Source organism: Pseudooceanicola sp. NS-SX9 (assembly GCF_057380705.1).
In genome coordinates this window covers 934,421-950,192 of sequence record NZ_CM170818.1, presented here as the reverse complement: position 1 = coordinate 950,192, position 15,772 = coordinate 934,421, and the positions used below count along the sequence as shown (strand labels likewise).

Here is a 15,772-nt window from a genome sequence, read left to right as displayed (position 1 = left end):
AGGGCACGGGGGTTTCCCGCGCCCTCCGCCGATGGGTCAGCGGAACGGCGGGGAATACTGCAGGCCGCCGTTGATCCACAGCGCGTTCAGACCGCGCGCCAGGCCGATCGGGGTCTTCTCGCCGATGTTCTTCTCGAAGACTTCACCGTAGTTGCCGCCGGCGGCAATCGCGTTGACGGCCCAGTCCTTCGACAGGCCCAGCATCGCGCCCAGGTCACCCTCGGTGCCCAGCATGCGGTTGATCTCGGGGTTGTCGCCCGGGGTCGCGGCCAGATCCTTGACGTTGGCCGAGGTGATGTTCAGCTCTTCGGCACCGACCAGCGCATAGAGGGTCCAGCGCACGATGTCGGCCCATTGGTCATCGCCCTGACGGACCAGCGGACCCAGCGGCTCTTTCGAGATGATTTCCGGCAGGATGATGTAATCCGTCGGGTTCTCGAAGGTGGCGCGGGTCGAGGCCAGGCCCGAGGCGTCGGTGGTGTAGACGTCGCAGGCGCCGGCCAGGAACTGGGCATTGGCCTCGGCGTTGGTCTCGATCGGGACCGGCTCGTAGGTCATGTTGTTGGAGCGGAAGAAGTCGGCCAGGTTCAGCTCGGTGGTGGTGCCGGTCTGGATGCAGACGGTGGCGCCGTCCAGTTCCTTGGCCGAGGTCACGCCCAGCGATTTCGGCACCATGAAGCCCTGGCCGTCATAGTAGTTCACGCCGGTGAAGGTGAACTTCAGGTCGGCATCGCGCGACAGCGTCCAGGTGGTGTTGCGCGCCAGCATGTCGATCTCGCCCGAGGCGAGGGCGGTAAAGCGGGTCTTGCCGGTGGTCGGCACGAATTCGACGGCTTTCGGGTCGCCCAGAACAGCGGCGGCCACAGCACGGCACATCGCAACGTCAAAGCCCTGCCATTCGCCGCTTGCATCCGGGTAGGAGAAGCCTGCGAGGCCGGTCGACACGCCGCAGTTCAGCTTGCCGCGGGCCTTGACGTCGTCCAGCGTCGAGGCACCGGCAGCGCCAGCCGCCAGCGCGGCGACGGTCAGCGCGCCAAGAAATACGGTTTTTTTCATGTTTACCTCTTCCTGATTGTCCGCCGGTTCCGGTCGGCGGTTTTGTCAGCCCGGAGTGACGGGCCGAAGCGGTGTGTCAGGGTTGCTCCCCCTTAACAATGCCCAAAGGTTGAGCGGATTCATCGCGTTCGGTCAAGGCTATCATAACGGAATCTGAACCATTCGGTCGAAACGGTCGCGGCCCCGCCATCAGGAACGGCAAAAGAAGAAGGGGCCCCGAAGGGCCCCCGCATCAGTCTGTCGCGTGCAGCAGGCGGATGAACCGTCCCGCTTGATCAAAGGCGTCTCTTTTCAGCGCGGAAACGGCACGTGCCTCGTCGTCAACGCCCCATTGTTCCTCTTGCCAGGTCTCGTCTATGCGCGAGATCTCCCACAGGCGCTCCAGCGGGTGGACATCGTGGAATGCCGCGAAACCAAGCACCAGAGAGCCGGTCAGGCTGACCAGATCGTGGAAGGCCGCCAGTTCGAAAGGCGTCAGGGCATGCACGCGCTGATTGAGCGCCCGCAGCGCGCCCGCATCCTGTGCGGCGTGGATCAGCCCCGAGCGCGGTTCCAGCCGCGCCTCCAGCGCCTCGGCCGCCCAGTCGAGCATCGGGTCCCAGGCGTCCTGCTGGCGCGCAACCAGTTCCGCCGGATGGGTAGCGCGGTAGCACAGCAGGTCGCTGTCGCCGTAATCGGCCAGCATCTGCGCCACGTCGGCATGTTGCGGAGCCACCTTGTCGATGGCGGAATTGGCGGTGCGCGTCACCGGCATGGTGGCGGGGTTCACCACCTCGGTCTGGGCGTCCCATTCTTTGGCAAGCGCCTGCGCCAGCGCGCGGCTTGGCACCACCAGAGGCGCCTTGGCGGGGGTCTTTACCGCGCGGCCGTCCAGCAGCACGGTATGGCCGCCCTCGGCCTCGGCCACGGTCGCGGCCTTCCAGAAACGCTTCGCCTTCCACTCGGCCATGGATGCTCTCCGTCGGTTGTCTGTCTGGGAAATCAGGCCGCGCAGGGCGGCAGCAGCTGGTCGATGGCGGCGCGCAGCCCCGCCACATCCGAAACCATTCGCGAGGCATGGGCCAGGGTCTGCGTGGGGTGGAACCCCCAGTCGACCGCGACCGAGGCGACGCCTGCGGCCTGCGCCATGTCGATGTCGAAGGTCGTGTCGCCGATCATCACCGCCCGGGCGGGCGCCACGCCGGTCTCGGCCAGCGCAGTCAGGATCATCGAGGGATGCGGCTTGGACGGGTGATCGTCGGCCACCTGGGTCGTCACGAAATGCCCTGCGATCCCGTGGGTTTGCAGCAAGGCATCCAGCCCCCGGCGGGATTTTCCGGTGGCGATGGCCACCAGCGTCGCGGGCTGGGCGGCCAGTTCGGCGACCAGATCAGCCATGCCGGGAAACAGCGGCGAATGGCTGGCACCGGCGGCCAGGCGATGGGTCCGGTAGGCGTCCTTGTAGGCCGCCACGATCGCCGCCTGCGCCGCGGCATCCGCCGCGGGCGCCAGCTGCGCGATGGCGATGTCCAGCGACAGGCCAACGATGGATTTCACCGCCGCGCGGCTGGGCGCGGGCTGGCCTGCGGCGGCAAAGCCCGCCTCCATCGCGGCCATGATCTCGGCCTGGCTGTCCGACAGGGTGCCGTCGACGTCGAAGATCACCAGCCGCAGGTCGTCCGGGCCCGGCGCTGCGCTCACAGCGGTTCCTCCAGATCGAAGGGATCCTTGCGGACGTCCTTCTCGTTCCACTGGAAGTTTTCCCAGCTGCGCTTCATGTGCTCGGGCAAGGGCGCCTCGATCTCGAAGATCTGGCCGGTGCCGGGGTGTTCCAGACGCAGCAGGCGGGCATGCAGGTGCAGCTTGCGCGAGACGTCGCCGCCGATCTGCGCGCCCCAGCCGTCGCCCATGTTCTCCTGGCTGGAGCCGCCGTACTTGCCATCGCCGATGATCGGGTGGCCCAGTTCCGCCATGTGGGCGCGCAGCTGGTGGGTGCGCCCGGTGATGGGTTCCAGCCCCACCCAGGCGGCGCGCTGCCCGAGGCGCCACAGCACGGAATAGTTCGTCTCGGCGCGCTTGGCACCTTCGGTGGTGGCGACATCGCGGGGATGGATGCAGTACATCTTCTCGCCCTCGCCGTCCTTGCCATGGCCCGGCGCCTTCACCAGACCGTACTTGACCGTGCCCATGTAGGGATGCGGCACACCGGCAACCAGCGCCCAGTAGATCTTGCGCGTCTCGCGGTGGCGGAAGCTGGCGGTCAGCTTGCGCGCGGCCTCGGCGGTGCGCGCCAGAACCAGCACGCCCGAGGTGTCCTTGTCGAGGCGGTGCACCAGACGGGGCTTTTCGTCATAGCCGAACTTCAGCGCCTCGGACAGGCCGTCGACGTGCTTCGTCTGCTTCGAGCCGCCCTGCACCGCCAGGCCCGCGGGCTTGTTCAGCACGATGATGTCGTCATCACGGTAGATGACGCTGGCCTGGATCATCTTCGCATCCGCCTCGCTGACGCGGGAATAGCGGGGACGCTCGGGTTCGGTCCCAGGGGCGGGCACCGGCGGGATGCGGACCGAAACGCCCGCCTCCAGGCGGTGGTTGCTTTTCACCCGGGCGCCGTCGACGCGCAGCTCGCCCTTGCGGCACATCTTCTCGATCCGGCCCTGGGTCAGATGCGGGAAGATCTTGCGCAGCCAGCGGTCCAGCCGCACATCCGCGTCTTCGGGTCCTACGGTCAGGGTCTGAACGCCACTCATGCTGCCACCATCGCGCGCATTGCATAGGTGCCCACCACGATCGCGGCGAGCGAGATGATCACGTTGATCGCCACATAGGTGGCGGCCAGACCCGGCTCTCCGCGTTCCCAAAGGGTCAGCGTTTCCAGAGAGAAGGACGAGAACGTGGTGAAGCCGCCCAGGATCCCGGTCGCGATGAACGGGTTCCAGTGGCCAAGGCTTTTCGCCCCGATCAGGACCACCGCGCAGCCCATCAGGAAAGAGCCCAGGATGTTGACGAAGATGACGCCGACGGGAATCGGCAGGCCAGAGCCGAAGATGCGGACAAGGCCCACACCCGACAGGTAGCGCAGCGTGGCCCCGATGGCCCCGCCCGCAGCAACTTGGAGAACGGTCAGAAACATCTCCGTCCTGTGGCCCCCCTGCGCCCGCCTGTCAAGTCACGCCGGGCCTCAAAGCCCTTGCTGGGTGCGGTTTCGCGGGGTCCGGGGGGCCTGTCCGGCGGAAGCGTGCGCCGAAAGCCCCCTACCCGCACGCCCCGTTGTACAGTGCCGGGAATCGGCCTAGCGAAGGCGGAGCCCCGATCCCGGGGCGCTTTCATACAGGTGCATCCTTGTCCGCCTTCCGTCGCCTTGCGCTTTGCCTTCCCCTTGCCGTCCTTGCCCAGCAGGCCCATGCGGGGGCCTGCGATTACCGGCCCAGCCAACTGCTGAAGCCCGCCGCCTCGGCCGCGGCCACAACCGGCAGCGCCGCCAAGTCCACCGGCGTCTACACCCTGGTCAGCGCCACCACCGGCGTGCCCGTCACCGCCCAGGCCTGGGCGCAGGATCCGGTCGGATCGGCGCGCAAGCTGGCCGGGACCACGGGAATGCTGGGATCGGCCATCGCGGTGATCACCGCCCCCGCCGCGATGATCGCGGGCGCCGTCACCGCCGTCGGCGCCAGCGCCTTCGAGGGCGCCTGCTACTTCATGGGCAAGCGCGTCACCGACTATGCCGAGGTCGATGCCATCGTGCGCGACATCGCCGTGACCGCGCCTTCGAACAGCTATGTCTACACCCCCGCGACCGCGACCGGCGCCAAGGATGCCCGCGTCAGCGTGCGCAGCCCCGGCACCGACGGAAAGACGCAGGATTACGCGGTCAAGGACCTCTATATCCAGAACGGCGTGCTGAAGGCGCATGGCGCCGGGCGCGACACCACCCTGGGCCTGATCGGCCAGATCACCGCCACGGCCAAGGCGGCCACTGCAACCGCAGCCACGACCACCACCGAAACGACGGCAACAGCCACTGCGGCCGAGCCCGCGACCACCACGGAAACCTCGACGACCGAGGCCCCCGCCATGCCTCCGGCCACGTCCACCGAAGCCCCCGCGACCACGGTGCCCGCGACCGAGTGACGCCCGAACGGGACGCTGCCCCGGACGCGGAACGCCCGGGGCAGCTTTTACGGTCCACTGGAGGTTGGCCGGTCCCGGATGGGCGCGTCAGGACACGCCCACCCTGTCCTCCGGGCTCACAGCCGGTAGCGCAGGTTGAGCGTGCGGCCCTGACGCAGCACCACCAGCTCGAGGGAGTGGCCCTGGAGGTTGGACAAAGCGTCCTCGGCATCTTCCGAGGTCACGGTATCGCGGCCATTCACCGACAGGATCACGTCGCCTTCCTGCAGCCCGGCGCGGCTGCCCAGGCTGCCCGGGTCGGCGATCATGGCGCCCTGGGTTGCAAGCGGCAGCTGCTTTTCGGCCACAACGGCGGGGTTCACGGTGATCAGGTTCAGCCCCGGCAGGGTCGAATCCTTGCCGGTGGTGACGGGATTTCGCGCGGGCTCTTCGGGGGCGGCGATCATGCTGACGGTGATGTCCTGCCGCTTGCCGTCGCGCAGCCGGGTGACCTGGGCCGTCTTGCCCAGCCCAGTGATCGACATCCGGTACAGCACCTCGGCCGGGCCCGACACCGGCACACCGTCGACCGCCAGCACCACGTCACCGGGCTTGAAGCCCGCCGCGGCAAAGGGGCTCTTGGCGTCGATGTTGGAAATCACCATGCCCTGCGGCACCGAAAGGCCCACCGCCTGCGCCATGTCGGCATCGACGGCCTGGCCGGTCAGCCCGGCCCAGGGACGCTCGAACCGGGTCTTGCCGGCCTCGGCCTCGCTCAGGAACTGCTTGACCATGGCGGCGGGGATGGCAAAGCCGATGCCGTTCGACCCGCCCGAGCGCGTCAGGATCGAGGTATTCACCCCGATCAGCCGCCCGTTCACGTCGATCAGCGCCCCGCCCGAGTTGCCGGGGTTGATCGGCGCATCGGTCTGGATGAAGTAGCCGCGTTCGCTGCCCGCCGCCGTGCCCGAGCGCGCCAGCCCCGAGACGATCCCGGAACTGACGGTCTGGCCGACGCCGAAGGGGTTGCCGATGGCCAGCGCCAGCTCGCCCACCTGGACGCTGTCGCTGTCGCGCAGCTCCAGATGGGCAAGGTCCTTGGCGCCATCCAGTTTCAGGATCGCCAGGTCCGCCTGCTTGTCGGCCAGCAGGACCTTGGCCTTGTATTCCCGGCGGTCGTTCAGGACCACGCGGATTTCATCCGCGTCGCCGACCACGTGGTAGTTCGATACCACGTAGCCGTCCGACGTCAGGATCACGCCCGATCCGAGCGAGTTCTGCACCTCGGGGCGCGTCGGCCCGACCGAGTTGAAGAACTGCGAGAAGAACGGGTCGCTGGCAAAGGGAGAGCTTCGCGTCTCGACGATGCGCTTCGCATAGATGTTGACCACCGCGGGGGCGGCCATCTTTACGACGGGCGCGAAGCCCAGGGATATTTCCGCCTCGCTCTGGGGAACCTTCGTATCCGCCAGGACGCAAGCCGGACCAAGCGTCGTGACGGCCACCACGGTGGCCAGAAGGGCAGAGCGAAGCGGGCTGGGGAGCATGACACGCCTTTCCTGTCAGGAAGAAATATCCCGAACCTTGCGGTTCTCCTGTGATATGGAACCATTTGGAAAATCACACAACCACCCCAGCGTGCACGGGCTGTCACCTTTTCCGGAGCGCGCGTGCGCCCCGCGCGAGCGCCCTGTAACAATCGCCCCCTACCCCGGCAGGGTCAGGATCAGCGGGCCGTTGTCGGTCGCGACGACCGTGTGTTCATACTGCACGCAGGGCGCCGAGGGCACGCCACGCAGGGTCCAGCCGTCATCTTCGTCCTGATCGGCCCAGACGCTGCCCTGCGACAGGAAGGGTTCCACCGTCAGCACCAGCCCGCGGGTGATCCGGCGACGCTCGCTGCGTTCGGGCCAGGTGGGGACTTCTTCGGGGTATTCGTGCAGCGATTGCCCGACGCCGTGGCTGGCCAGGTTGCGGATCAGCGTATAGCCGTTCTGGCTGGCAAAGCGGCCGATGGCCTGGCCGATGCCCGCCAGAGGCCGGCCGCTGCCCACCTGCCGGACCCCCAGCTGCATCGCCTTGCGACCATCCTTGCACAGCTTCTCGATCCCGCCACGGCTGCGCCCCAGCGGATAGCTGGCGCCGGTATCGGCGAAATAGCCCCCCTTGCTGGCAGAAACGTCGATATTGACCAGATCGCCCTCGGCCAGGACGCGGGGGCCGGGGATGCCATGGGCGACCTCTTCGTTGACGCTGATGCAGGTGGCACCCGGAAAGCCATAGACCGATTCCGGCGCCGAGACCGCCCCCTCGCGTTCCAGGAACTGGCGCCCGATGGCGTCGAGCTCGGCCGTGGTCATGCCCGGCTCCATCGCCTTGGCCATGCCGCGCAGAGTGTTGGCGACGATGCGGCCGATCTCTTTCATCGCCAGAAGCTCGTCTTCCTGGGTGATCGTCATGGGGGTCCCTCCCGGGGGGTGTCAGAAACGAAAGACCCCTGCCCGCGGTGCGGACAGGGGTCTGGTCGATGCCGTGCAGCGTCGAGGGTGCAGATTACTCTGCGGCTTCCTCGGCGGCGACGCGGGCCTTGTCGGCTGCGCCCTTGGCCGCAACGTCGCGGTCGACGAATTCGATGATCGCCATCGGCGCCATGTCACCATAGCGGAAGCCGGCTTTCAGGATACGGACATAGCCGCCCTGACGGTCCTTGTAGCGCGGGCCCAGCACGTCGAACAGCTTCTGGACCAGAGCGTCCTGCTTCAGCTTGGATGCGGCCTGACGACGGGCGTGCAGATCGCCTTCGCCACGCTTTGCCAGGGTGATCATCTTTTCGATGATCGGGCGAAGTTCCTTCGCCTTCGGCAGGGTGGTCTTGATCTGCTCGTGCTCGATCAGCGAGCCGGCCATGTTCGAGAAGAGCGCCTTGCGGTGCTCGTGGGTGCGGTTCAGACGACGGTAGCCGCGTGCGTGACGCATGGGTCTATCTCCAGATGTGGCCCTTTGCGGGCGGTTTTGCTTTGTCCGGCGACCCTCGGATGCGGGCCGCTCTCCTTGGGGCGGATGCCCATGGAACACGCGCCCGGCCCCCGGGATGGCGGAGACCGTTCGCGATGGCGGGTCCATAAGGGAGGACGGGGCGTCGCGCAAGGGGATTCGGCCCTCGCAGCCTTGAAAAACAGGCCCCCCAAAGGAAAAGGGGCAGAGCTTGCGCCCTGCCCCCGTTCGTCCGGTAAAGGATCGGCTCAGAAGTGGTCTTCGAACTTCTTCGCCAGGTCCTCGATGTTGTCCGGCGGCCAGTCCTCGACATCCATGCCCAGGTGCAGGCCCATGCCCGACAGCACTTCCTTGATCTCGTTGAGCGACTTGCGGCCGAAGTTCGGCGTGCGCAGCATCTCTGCCTCGGTCTTCTGGATCAGATCGCCGATGTAGACAATGTTGTCGTTCTTGAGGCAGTTCGCGGAACGGACCGAAAGCTCCAGCTCGTCCACCTTCTTGAGGAGGAGCGGGTTGAATTCCAGACCGTCGTCCTCGTCCTGGCGGGTGGCCGATTCGGGCTCTTCGAAGTTGACGAAGATCGACAGCTGGTCCTGCAGGATGCGCGCGGCATAGGCCACGGCGTCATCCGGCGAAACGGAACCGTCGGTCTCGACCTTCAGGGTCAGCTTGTCATAGTCCAGCACCTGGCCCTCGCGGGTGGGCTGCACGTCGTAGGAGACCTTCTTGATCGGCGAATAGATCGCGTCGATCGGGATCAGGCCGATGGGGGCGTCCTCGGGCTTGTTCTTGTCGGCGGGGACATAGCCCTTGCCGGTGTTCACGGTCAGCTCCATGAACAGTTCCGCACCTTCGTCGAGGTGGCAGATCACGTGATCCTTGTTCAGGACCTCGATGCCTGCGGTCTCGGCGATATCGGCCGCGGTGACGGCACCGGCGCCCTTGGCGGAAACCGACAGGCGTTTCGGCCCTTCGACATCCATGCGCAGCGCGACGCCCTTCAGGTTCAGAACGATGTCGGTGACGTCTTCACGCACACCGGCAACCGAGGAGAACTCGTGAAGAACATTGTCGATCTGCACCGAGGTGATGGCAGCGCCCTGGAGCGACGACATCAGCACGCGGCGCAGGGCGTTGCCCAGCGTCAGGCCGAAGCCGCGTTCAAGCGGTTCCGCGACCACGGTCGCCTGACGTGCCGGATCATTGCCCGGTTTCACTTCAAGCTGCGTGGGCTTGATCAGTTCGGCCCAGTTCTTGTGGATCATGCGTGTCTCCTCAATGCTTGTCCCGTTCCCATGTCCAAAGAGCGGAACTCCCGAGGTTTAAATGACGAAAGAGAGGCCGCGCAAAGCGCAGCCTCTCGTAGCACCGTCGGGGGATCAGACCCGGCGACGTTTCGGCGGACGGCAGCCGTTGTGGGCGATCGGCGTCACGTCACGGATCGAGGTGATGTTGAAGCCGATGGCAGCCAGCGCGCGCAGCGCCGATTCACGGCCCGAACCGGGGCCCTGCACTTCGACTTCCAGGGTTTTCACGCCATGTTCCTGTGCCTTGCGGCCTGCGTCTTCGGCAGCCATCTGGGCGGCATAGGGGGTCGACTTGCGCGAGCCCTTGAAGCCCATGGTGCCGGCGGACGACCAGGAGATCGCGTTGCCTTGCACATCCGAGATCAGGATCTTGGTGTTGTTGAAGGACGAGTTCACATGAGCAACGCCAGCGGCGATGTTCTTGGAAACTTTTTTCTTCTGCGTACGGCGGGTATCACGTGCCATGTTTCAGTGCTCCCCTTACTTCTTCTTGCCGGCGATCGGCTTCGCCGGGCCCTTGCGGGTACGGGCGTTGGTATGGGTGCGCTGACCGCGAACCGGCAGGTTGCGACGGTGACGCAGGCCACGGTAGCAGCCCAGGTCCATCAGGCGCTTGATGTTCATCTGCGTTTCACGACGCAGGTCGCCTTCGACGCTGTAGTTGGCGTCGATGTGCTCGCGGATGGCGAGGACGTCGGCGTCCGACAGTTCGTTGACGCGGCGGGTGGCTTCGATGTTCAGCGCTTCGCAAATTGCCTTTGCGGAGGCCGGACCGATGCCGGTGATGTAGGTGAGGGCGATGGGAACCCGTTTTGCGGTCGGGATGTTAACGCCGGCGATACGTGCCAATGGTCACTTCCTTGAGTTGCGGATCCGTAGCACCAGATCCTTTTTTCACAACATCTGACCCGAAGCACTCATTGCAGCGGGCCAAAAGTTACGGTGGGCACGGCCGGGGCGACGGAATCACCGCGCGACCGAGATAGGGATGGGTATTTGCCTTTCCCGCAGGCGTCAACCCCCTCTTTACCCGGTTCCGGCACCCTGCCCCGCCGAAATGCCGAAGGGCGCAGCCAGCGGCCACGCCCTTCGTCGAAACAACCGTCCCGGGATCAGTCCAGGATCGCCGCGATCGAGGCCTTGACGACCTTCATCTCGGCCAGGCCGTCCACGCGCTTGAGGTTGCCCTTGACGTGGTAGTAACCCAGCAGCGGAGAGGTCTTCTTGTAGTACTCCATCAGGCGGTTCTTGAGGCTGTCCTCATTGTCGTCCGCCCGGCGCTTGAACTCGGTGCCGCCGCAGTTGGTGCAATGGCCATCCGCGGGGATCGGCTTGGTCTTGTCGTGGTAGACCTCGCCGCAGCTGCCGCAGGTCGAGCGGCCGACGATGCGGTCCACCAGGACCTCATCGCGGACGCGCAGTTCGATCACGGCATCCAGCTTTTCGCCTTCTTCGGCCAGCAGGGCCTCCAGCGCGTCGGCCTGGGCCAGCGTGCGGGGGAAGCCGTCGAAGATGAAGCCGCCCTTCTTGTCGCCTTCCAGCTTTTCGCGGATCAGGCCGATGACGATCTCGTCGGTGACCAGATCGCCCCGGTCCATGACATCGGCAACGATCTTGCCCATCTCGGTGCCCGAGCTGCGCGCTTCGCGCAGCATGTCACCGGTGGAAAGCTGGATCATGTCGCGCTCTTCAACGAGCACGCGGGCCTGGGTGCCTTTACCGGCGCCCGGCGGGCCAAGCAGAATGATATTCATCGACGAGACGGTCCTCCCTTGCGAGTGCGCCGCTTACCCTTGCCGCGCAGCTGGGATTTTTCAATGAGGCCTTCGTACTGGTGCGCAAGAAGGTGGGATTGCACCTGCTGGATCGTGTCCATGGTCACGGAAACGACGATCAGCACCGAGGTCCCGCCGAAATAGAACGGGATCTGGAACTGGCTGCGCAGGATTTCGGGCATCAGGCAGACGGCGGCCAGGTAGGCGGCGCCCAGCACCAGCACGCGGTTGACCACGTATTCCAGGTACTGCGCGGTCTTGGCGCCCGGGCGGATGCCGGGGACAAAGCCGTTCTGGTTCTTCAGGTTGTCTGCCACGTCCTCGGTCTTGAAGGCGACGTTATGCGTGTAGAAATACGCAAAGAAGACGATCATCGCGACGAAGAACAGGATGTAGAGCGGCTGGCCGGGGCCGAAATAGGCCAGGATCGTCGACATGACGGGGCCGGTGCTGGCGCCCGAGAAGGTCGAGATCGTGGTCGGCAGCAGCAGCAGCGAGCTGGCGAAGATCGCCGGGATCACGCCCGCCGGGTTGACCTTGATCGGCAGGTGCGAGGATCCGCCATCGTACATCTTCATGCCGACCTGGCGGCGCGGGTACTGGATGTGGATCTTGCGCAGCGCGCGTTCCATGAAGACCACGAAGGCGATCACCAGGATCACCATGACCATCACGCCGATGATCACCGCAGGGCTCAGCGCGCCCGAACGGCCCGAGGCGAAGAACTGTGCCAGCGCGGTCGGGACCTCGGCGATGATGCCGACGAAGATGATCAGCGAGATGCCGTTGCCGATGCCGCGGGCGGTGATCTGTTCGCCCAGCCACATCATGAACATCGTGCCGCCGACCAGGGTGATCAGGCATTCGACGCGGAAGAACAGGCCGGGATCGGAGACCAGGTCGCCGGCTTCCAGCGACACGGCCAGGCCATATGCCTGCAGCGCGGCCAGCAGCACGGTGCCGTAACGGGTGTACTGGTTGATCTTCTTGCGGCCCGCATCGCCTTCCTTCTTCAGGTTTTCCAGCGCCGGCACCAGGGCCGTCATCAGCTGGACGATGATCGAGGCGGAGATGTAGGGCATGATGCCCAGGGCGAAGATCCCCATGCGTCCGAGCGCACCGCCGGTGAACATCGACAGCATGCCGCCGATACCCTGACCGGCACCCTGCATGAAGTCACGCAGCGCGGAGCCGTCGATCCCGGGAACCGGGATGTAGGTACCGAGCCGACAGATGATCAGCAGGCCGATGGTGAAGAAGATGCGCTTGCGGAGCTCGGTCGCCTTGCTCAGCGCGGCCCAAGACGTGTTGGCCGCCATCTGTTCTGCTGCAGATACCATAGGCTCTCTCTTGATGCGAAAACGCCGCCGGGGCCGTATTCCCGGCTTCGGCGGCGTCAGGATAACTCTGGGAAGGGTGTAAGCGGCGTTTCCGCCGCCGACAACCTTATTCCGCGGCGGCTGCTGCCACCTTGAGCGAGCCGCCGGCTTTCTCGACTGCCGCGACGGCAGCAGCGGAAGCACCGGTGACTTCCAGGTTGATCGCGGTTGCGATCTCGCCTTTTGCCAGGACGCGGATGCCGTCCAGCTTGCGGCGGACCAGGCCGGATGCGACCAGGACGTCCTCGGTCACGACAGCGGAGGCGTCGATCTTGCCGGCTTCAACGAACTTGGCGATCAGGCCCAGGTTGATGACAGCGTAGGATTTCTGGTTCGGCTTGTTGAAGCCGCGCTTCGGCAGACGTTGGTACAGGGGCATCTGGCCGCCTTCGTAGCCCTTGATGGCCACGCCCGAGCGGGATTTCTGACCCTTGATACCGCGGCCGGCAGTCTTGCCCTTGCCCGAACCCGGACCGCGTGCAACGCGGGTACGTTTCGGTGCGGCGCCGGGGTTGTCGCGCAGTTCGTTCAGTTTCATGTCGCTTCTCCATCGCCGGAACCGTCCCCGAAGCGGGTTGGGACGCACACGGCTTTTCTTGGTTGTGATTCCGTGACCCAAGGCCACCGGGGGCGTATAGGACAAACGCCCCCCGCGATGCAAGGCTTGCCTGCAGGCGCCTCAGGGCGCGGCTGGCGCTGTGCCTCAGCAGTCGGGATCCTGGTGGCGGCCATAGCCCGTCGAGACCCCGATCCCGAGGCGGAAATTGCTGGTGCCGGTGCAGACAGAGGTGCCCGCGATGGCATGCGCGCCCCCCCGCCCCGAAGCCATGCCGACGGTCGCCTGACCGTGCACCGCAGAGGTCTTCGGGCTGTCGCCCTGCCCCGACTGCGACGCCGGCGGCGGCGCGCAGGCCGCCAGAGGCAGCACGATCAGCAGGCCCAGGGGCAGAAGGCGGCAGAGGGGTCGGGTCATTTCAGGCATGATCACGTTCTCGTGGGGGGACGGGATAGGCGGCCACATCGGCCATCAGGCGCTCCAGCTCGGGGTCGGCGATGCGCATGTCCCGGCAATGGGCCACGACGTTTTCCAGATATTCGCGACTGGTGCCCAGAAACCCCTGGCCGGTCGCAATGTAGCGCACCTTGGTCGCGTGATCGAGCGTCGGATCCATGCTGTCCACATCGTGATCGGCGCGGAAGGTCAGCACCTCGACCGGGCCCAGATCGGTGGCGGCGGTGACGAAGACGGGGATATAGCCCGGCGCGATCATCTCGCGCTTCCACAGCAGATCGGCCTCGCGCGCGACATCACAGGCGGGGATACAGAAGGCCAGGCCGTCGCAGGCCCCGCCCAGATCCAGCGCCGCCATCAGCCCCGGCGCCCCCACCGTGCCGCGCGCGCCCATCTCGTCGACCAGACAAAAGCTGCGGTGCAACCCCTCGATCCGGGCGCGGCGCACCTCGGAGAAATAGATCCCCGGGTTCCACATCAGCGAGCCATAGGCAAAGACCCACAGGTCGCGGTCGCAGCGCCCCGCAAGCGCCCGCTGCAACATCGCATCGCGGGTCGCATCGTCGTAGCGCCAGTCGGGACCATAGCCCAGCTCTTGCATCCGGGCATCGTGGTCACAGGGCTGCATGTGGCGGAACAGACAGCCCTCGGGGTCACGGATCTGTGCGGCAAGGCGCGGGTGGTGACGGAAGGCATCGGGAGACAGCGGCATGGGGACCTCTTGGGAGATGACCGATGCTACGCCTGCCCGCGTGCGAACGAAAGGCGCGGCCGAAGCCACTGGCCGTGCGTGACCGCACAGATTACGCCCCCCGACCCTGCTGTAAAAACCGGCAGCTATCGGGGGCGGCAGCTGTGCCGCAGCGCCTGCAGATCCGTTGGCAGAACGCCCTGCCGCACGGAGGCACCATCACGCCCTCTGACGCCGCCTGGTCCGATGCCCGACGGCGGCCCCAGGGGGCAAGGGTCCTGACCTGCCCCCCCACCGAGCCCCCGTTCTTCAGTGCGCCCAGTTCTGGCTTCGGTCTTCTACTGCGAGAGGGGGATACTCCCACGGGAGAAGCCCGGTCTCCGGTCTCCGGTCTCCGGTCTCCGGTCTCCGGTCTCCGGTCTCCGGTCTCCGGTCTCCGGTCTCCGGTCTCCGGTCTCCGGTCTCCGAGGCATGTCCGCCAGGCCCCCGCCGCGCAACGAAAAACCCCCCGGTCGCGAAGACCGGGGGGTTCATCACTGTCCCGATGACCGGGGAAAAGGCTTACGCCTTCTCCTCGATGATCTTCACCAGGTGCGGGATCGAGTTCACCATGCCGCGAACGGAGGGGGTGTCCTCGAGCTCACGCTCGCGGTGCATCTTGTTCAGGCCCAGACCGATGAGGGTCGCGCGCTGCTTGGCGGGGCGACGGATCGGCGAGCCGATCTGCTTGACGACGATGGTTGCCATGAGAATGACTCCTTACGCCTCTTCGGCCACTTGGCTCGACTCGGCGGGTGCCTCGTCGCGCTTCGGCAGAATGTCGGCCACTTTCTTGCCGCGGCGCTGTGCCACCTGACGCGGGGATGCTTCCTTGGTCAGGCCGTCCAGCGTTGCGCGGATCATGTTGTAGGGGTTCTGCGAACCGATCGACTTGGCGACCACGTCCTGAACGCCCAGCATCTCGAAGACGGCACGCATCGGGCCACCCGCGATGATCCCGGTACCACCGGGGGCAGTGCGCATGACGACGCGGCCTGCGCCGTGACGGCCCTCGATGTCGTGGTGCAGCGTGCGGCCTTCGCGCAGCGGCACGCGGATCATCTGGCGCTTGGCTTGCTCGGTGGCTTTGCGAATGGCCTCGGGGACCTCTTTCGCCTTGCCTTTGCCGAAGCCGACGCGGCCCTTCTGGTCGCCAACGACCACGAGGGCTGCGAAGCCGAAGCGTTTACCACCCTTGACGGTCTTGGAAACGCGGTTGATCGCGACCAGGCGATCTGCGAATTCCGGTGCTTCTTCGCGTTCGCGACGGCCCCGGTTCTCTTCTCTTGCCATATTGGCTTCCTTCACTCATGGGCGCGAACGCCCTTGGGGGGATCCAATCCAGGTGAGGCCCTGTCGAACCGAAGTTCGGGCGGGACGCTCCCGGATCATCGGGGCCCTTGCGGGCCCGCAATCTCCGCCGAGGCGGA

The 15,772-nt window shown here is 66.1% G+C and carries 19 protein-coding genes; 1 reads left to right on the top strand and 18 read right to left on the bottom strand.

Going from position 1 to position 15,772, the window contains the following annotated elements; genetic code table 11:
• Positions 1–36: 36 nt before the first annotated feature.
• The 5 genes from AC2ITM_RS04555 to crcB form a co-directional block, all read right to left on the bottom strand.
• Positions 37–1,056: an amino acid ABC transporter substrate-binding protein gene (locus tag AC2ITM_RS04555; protein ID WP_486468640.1), complete on the bottom strand. Its 1,020-nt coding sequence runs from the start codon at positions 1,054–1,056 to the stop codon at positions 37–39.
• A 232-nt stretch (positions 1,057–1,288) separates the two neighbouring features.
• Positions 1,289–2,005 carry an ATP12 family chaperone protein gene (locus AC2ITM_RS04550; RefSeq protein WP_486468639.1) on the bottom strand — a complete coding sequence of 239 codons (717 nt, stop codon included), beginning with the start codon at positions 2,003–2,005 and terminating at the stop codon, positions 1,289–1,291.
• Between the two features lie 32 nt (positions 2,006–2,037).
• A complete protein-coding gene (locus AC2ITM_RS04545; RefSeq protein ID WP_486468638.1) occupies positions 2,038–2,736 on the bottom strand; it encodes an HAD-IA family hydrolase in 699 nt (232 codons plus the stop codon).
• On the bottom strand, positions 2,733–3,785 hold the full coding sequence (locus tag AC2ITM_RS04540; RefSeq protein WP_486468637.1) for an RluA family pseudouridine synthase: 1,053 nt from the start codon (positions 3,783–3,785) through the stop codon (positions 2,733–2,735). The genes AC2ITM_RS04545 and AC2ITM_RS04540 overlap by 4 nt, the downstream gene beginning before the upstream one ends.
• Entirely contained in the window at positions 3,782–4,168 is a 387-nt protein-coding gene (crcB, locus tag AC2ITM_RS04535; protein ID WP_486468636.1) for a fluoride efflux transporter CrcB, read from the bottom strand. Before crcB ends, AC2ITM_RS04540 begins: the two co-directional genes overlap by 4 nt.
• A 209-nt stretch (positions 4,169–4,377) precedes the next feature.
• Here crcB and AC2ITM_RS04530 point away from each other — a divergent pair, with 209 nt between their 5' ends.
• The gene (locus AC2ITM_RS04530; RefSeq protein WP_486468635.1) at positions 4,378–5,166 is read left to right on the top strand and encodes a hypothetical protein; all 789 of its coding nucleotides are present in this window, start codon (positions 4,378–4,380) and stop codon (positions 5,164–5,166) included.
• A gap of 116 nt (positions 5,167–5,282) precedes the next feature.
• Here the strand turns inward: AC2ITM_RS04530 and AC2ITM_RS04525 are convergent, their stop codons facing one another.
• The 13 genes from AC2ITM_RS04525 to rpsE form a co-directional block, all read right to left on the bottom strand.
• Positions 5,283–6,692 carry a trypsin-like peptidase domain-containing protein gene (locus tag AC2ITM_RS04525; RefSeq protein ID WP_486468634.1) on the bottom strand — a complete coding sequence of 470 codons (1,410 nt, stop codon included), beginning with the start codon at positions 6,690–6,692 and terminating at the stop codon, positions 5,283–5,285.
• Between the two features lie 159 nt (positions 6,693–6,851).
• A complete protein-coding gene (gene map, locus AC2ITM_RS04520) occupies positions 6,852–7,604 on the bottom strand; it encodes a type I methionyl aminopeptidase (RefSeq protein WP_486468633.1) in 753 nt (250 codons plus the stop codon).
• 94 nt (positions 7,605–7,698) lie between these two features.
• Positions 7,699–8,121, bottom strand: coding sequence for a 50S ribosomal protein L17 (gene rplQ / locus AC2ITM_RS04515; protein WP_486468632.1), 423 nt, complete (start codon positions 8,119–8,121; stop codon positions 7,699–7,701).
• A 266-nt stretch (positions 8,122–8,387) separates the two neighbouring features.
• A complete protein-coding gene (locus AC2ITM_RS04510) occupies positions 8,388–9,404 on the bottom strand; it encodes a DNA-directed RNA polymerase subunit alpha (RefSeq protein WP_486468631.1) in 1,017 nt (338 codons plus the stop codon).
• Between the two features lie 114 nt (positions 9,405–9,518).
• Positions 9,519–9,911, bottom strand: coding sequence for a 30S ribosomal protein S11 (rpsK, locus tag AC2ITM_RS04505; protein ID WP_486468630.1), 393 nt, complete (start codon positions 9,909–9,911; stop codon positions 9,519–9,521).
• 15 nt (positions 9,912–9,926) lie between these two features.
• Complete coding sequence (gene rpsM / locus AC2ITM_RS04500; protein WP_486468629.1) at positions 9,927–10,295, bottom strand: 30S ribosomal protein S13; 369 nt, start codon at positions 10,293–10,295, stop codon at positions 9,927–9,929.
• Positions 10,296–10,558: 263 nt separating this feature from the next.
• Positions 10,559–11,200 carry an adenylate kinase gene (locus tag AC2ITM_RS04495; RefSeq protein WP_486468628.1) on the bottom strand — a complete coding sequence of 214 codons (642 nt, stop codon included), beginning with the start codon at positions 11,198–11,200 and terminating at the stop codon, positions 10,559–10,561.
• Positions 11,197–12,561 (bottom strand): preprotein translocase subunit SecY, encoded by a 1,365-nt coding sequence (gene secY, locus AC2ITM_RS04490; RefSeq protein WP_486468627.1) that lies wholly within the window; start codon positions 12,559–12,561, stop codon positions 11,197–11,199. The genes AC2ITM_RS04495 and secY overlap by 4 nt, the downstream gene beginning before the upstream one ends.
• A gap of 106 nt (positions 12,562–12,667) precedes the next feature.
• Positions 12,668–13,138: a 50S ribosomal protein L15 gene (rplO, locus tag AC2ITM_RS04485; RefSeq protein ID WP_486468626.1), complete on the bottom strand. Its 471-nt coding sequence runs from the start codon at positions 13,136–13,138 to the stop codon at positions 12,668–12,670.
• 165 nt (positions 13,139–13,303) lie between these two features.
• The gene (locus AC2ITM_RS04480; RefSeq protein ID WP_486468625.1) at positions 13,304–13,582 is read right to left on the bottom strand and encodes a hypothetical protein; all 279 of its coding nucleotides are present in this window, start codon (positions 13,580–13,582) and stop codon (positions 13,304–13,306) included.
• Positions 13,575–14,324 carry a gamma-glutamylcyclotransferase gene (locus AC2ITM_RS04475; protein WP_486468624.1) on the bottom strand — a complete coding sequence of 250 codons (750 nt, stop codon included), beginning with the start codon at positions 14,322–14,324 and terminating at the stop codon, positions 13,575–13,577. The genes AC2ITM_RS04480 and AC2ITM_RS04475 overlap by 8 nt, the downstream gene beginning before the upstream one ends.
• A 540-nt stretch (positions 14,325–14,864) precedes the next feature.
• Positions 14,865–15,050 carry a 50S ribosomal protein L30 gene (rpmD, locus tag AC2ITM_RS04470; protein ID WP_486468623.1) on the bottom strand — a complete coding sequence of 62 codons (186 nt, stop codon included), beginning with the start codon at positions 15,048–15,050 and terminating at the stop codon, positions 14,865–14,867.
• A gap of 12 nt (positions 15,051–15,062) precedes the next feature.
• Complete coding sequence (rpsE, locus tag AC2ITM_RS04465; protein ID WP_486468622.1) at positions 15,063–15,635, bottom strand: 30S ribosomal protein S5; 573 nt, start codon at positions 15,633–15,635, stop codon at positions 15,063–15,065.
• Positions 15,636–15,772 lie beyond the last annotated feature (137 nt).

Excerpts from the sequence above, each read along its gene's own strand:
- AC2ITM_RS04495 (WP_486468628.1), bottom strand. The coding sequence starts at position 11,200 with ATGAATATCATTCTGCTTGGCCCGCCGGGCGCCGGTAAAGGCACCCAG.
- AC2ITM_RS04555 (WP_486468640.1), bottom strand. The coding sequence starts at position 1,056 with ATGAAAAAAACCGTATTTCTTGGCGCGCTGACCGTCGCCGCGCTGGCG.
- secY (WP_486468627.1), bottom strand. The coding sequence starts at position 12,561 with ATGGTATCTGCAGCAGAACAGATGGCGGCCAACACGTCTTGGGCCGCG.
- AC2ITM_RS04510 (WP_486468631.1), bottom strand. The coding sequence starts at position 9,404 with ATGATCCACAAGAACTGGGCCGAACTGATCAAGCCCACGCAGCTTGAA.
- rplQ (WP_486468632.1), bottom strand. The coding sequence starts at position 8,121 with ATGCGTCACGCACGCGGCTACCGTCGTCTGAACCGCACCCACGAGCAC.
- rpmD (WP_486468623.1), bottom strand. The coding sequence starts at position 15,050 with ATGGCAACCATCGTCGTCAAGCAGATCGGCTCGCCGATCCGTCGCCCC.
- AC2ITM_RS04540 (WP_486468637.1), bottom strand. The coding sequence starts at position 3,785 with ATGAGTGGCGTTCAGACCCTGACCGTAGGACCCGAAGACGCGGATGTG.
- crcB (WP_486468636.1), bottom strand. The coding sequence starts at position 4,168 with ATGTTTCTGACCGTTCTCCAAGTTGCTGCGGGCGGGGCCATCGGGGCC.
- AC2ITM_RS04480 (WP_486468625.1), bottom strand. The coding sequence starts at position 13,582 with ATGCCTGAAATGACCCGACCCCTCTGCCGCCTTCTGCCCCTGGGCCTG.
- rpsE (WP_486468622.1), bottom strand. The coding sequence starts at position 15,635 with ATGGCAAGAGAAGAGAACCGGGGCCGTCGCGAACGCGAAGAAGCACCG.
- rplO (WP_486468626.1), bottom strand. The coding sequence starts at position 13,138 with ATGAAACTGAACGAACTGCGCGACAACCCCGGCGCCGCACCGAAACGT.
- map (WP_486468633.1), bottom strand. The coding sequence starts at position 7,604 with ATGACGATCACCCAGGAAGACGAGCTTCTGGCGATGAAAGAGATCGGC.
- AC2ITM_RS04525 (WP_486468634.1), bottom strand. The coding sequence starts at position 6,692 with ATGCTCCCCAGCCCGCTTCGCTCTGCCCTTCTGGCCACCGTGGTGGCC.
- AC2ITM_RS04475 (WP_486468624.1), bottom strand. The coding sequence starts at position 14,324 with ATGCCGCTGTCTCCCGATGCCTTCCGTCACCACCCGCGCCTTGCCGCA.
- AC2ITM_RS04550 (WP_486468639.1), bottom strand. The coding sequence starts at position 2,005 with ATGGCCGAGTGGAAGGCGAAGCGTTTCTGGAAGGCCGCGACCGTGGCC.
- rpsK (WP_486468630.1), bottom strand. The coding sequence starts at position 9,911 with ATGGCACGTGATACCCGCCGTACGCAGAAGAAAAAAGTTTCCAAGAAC.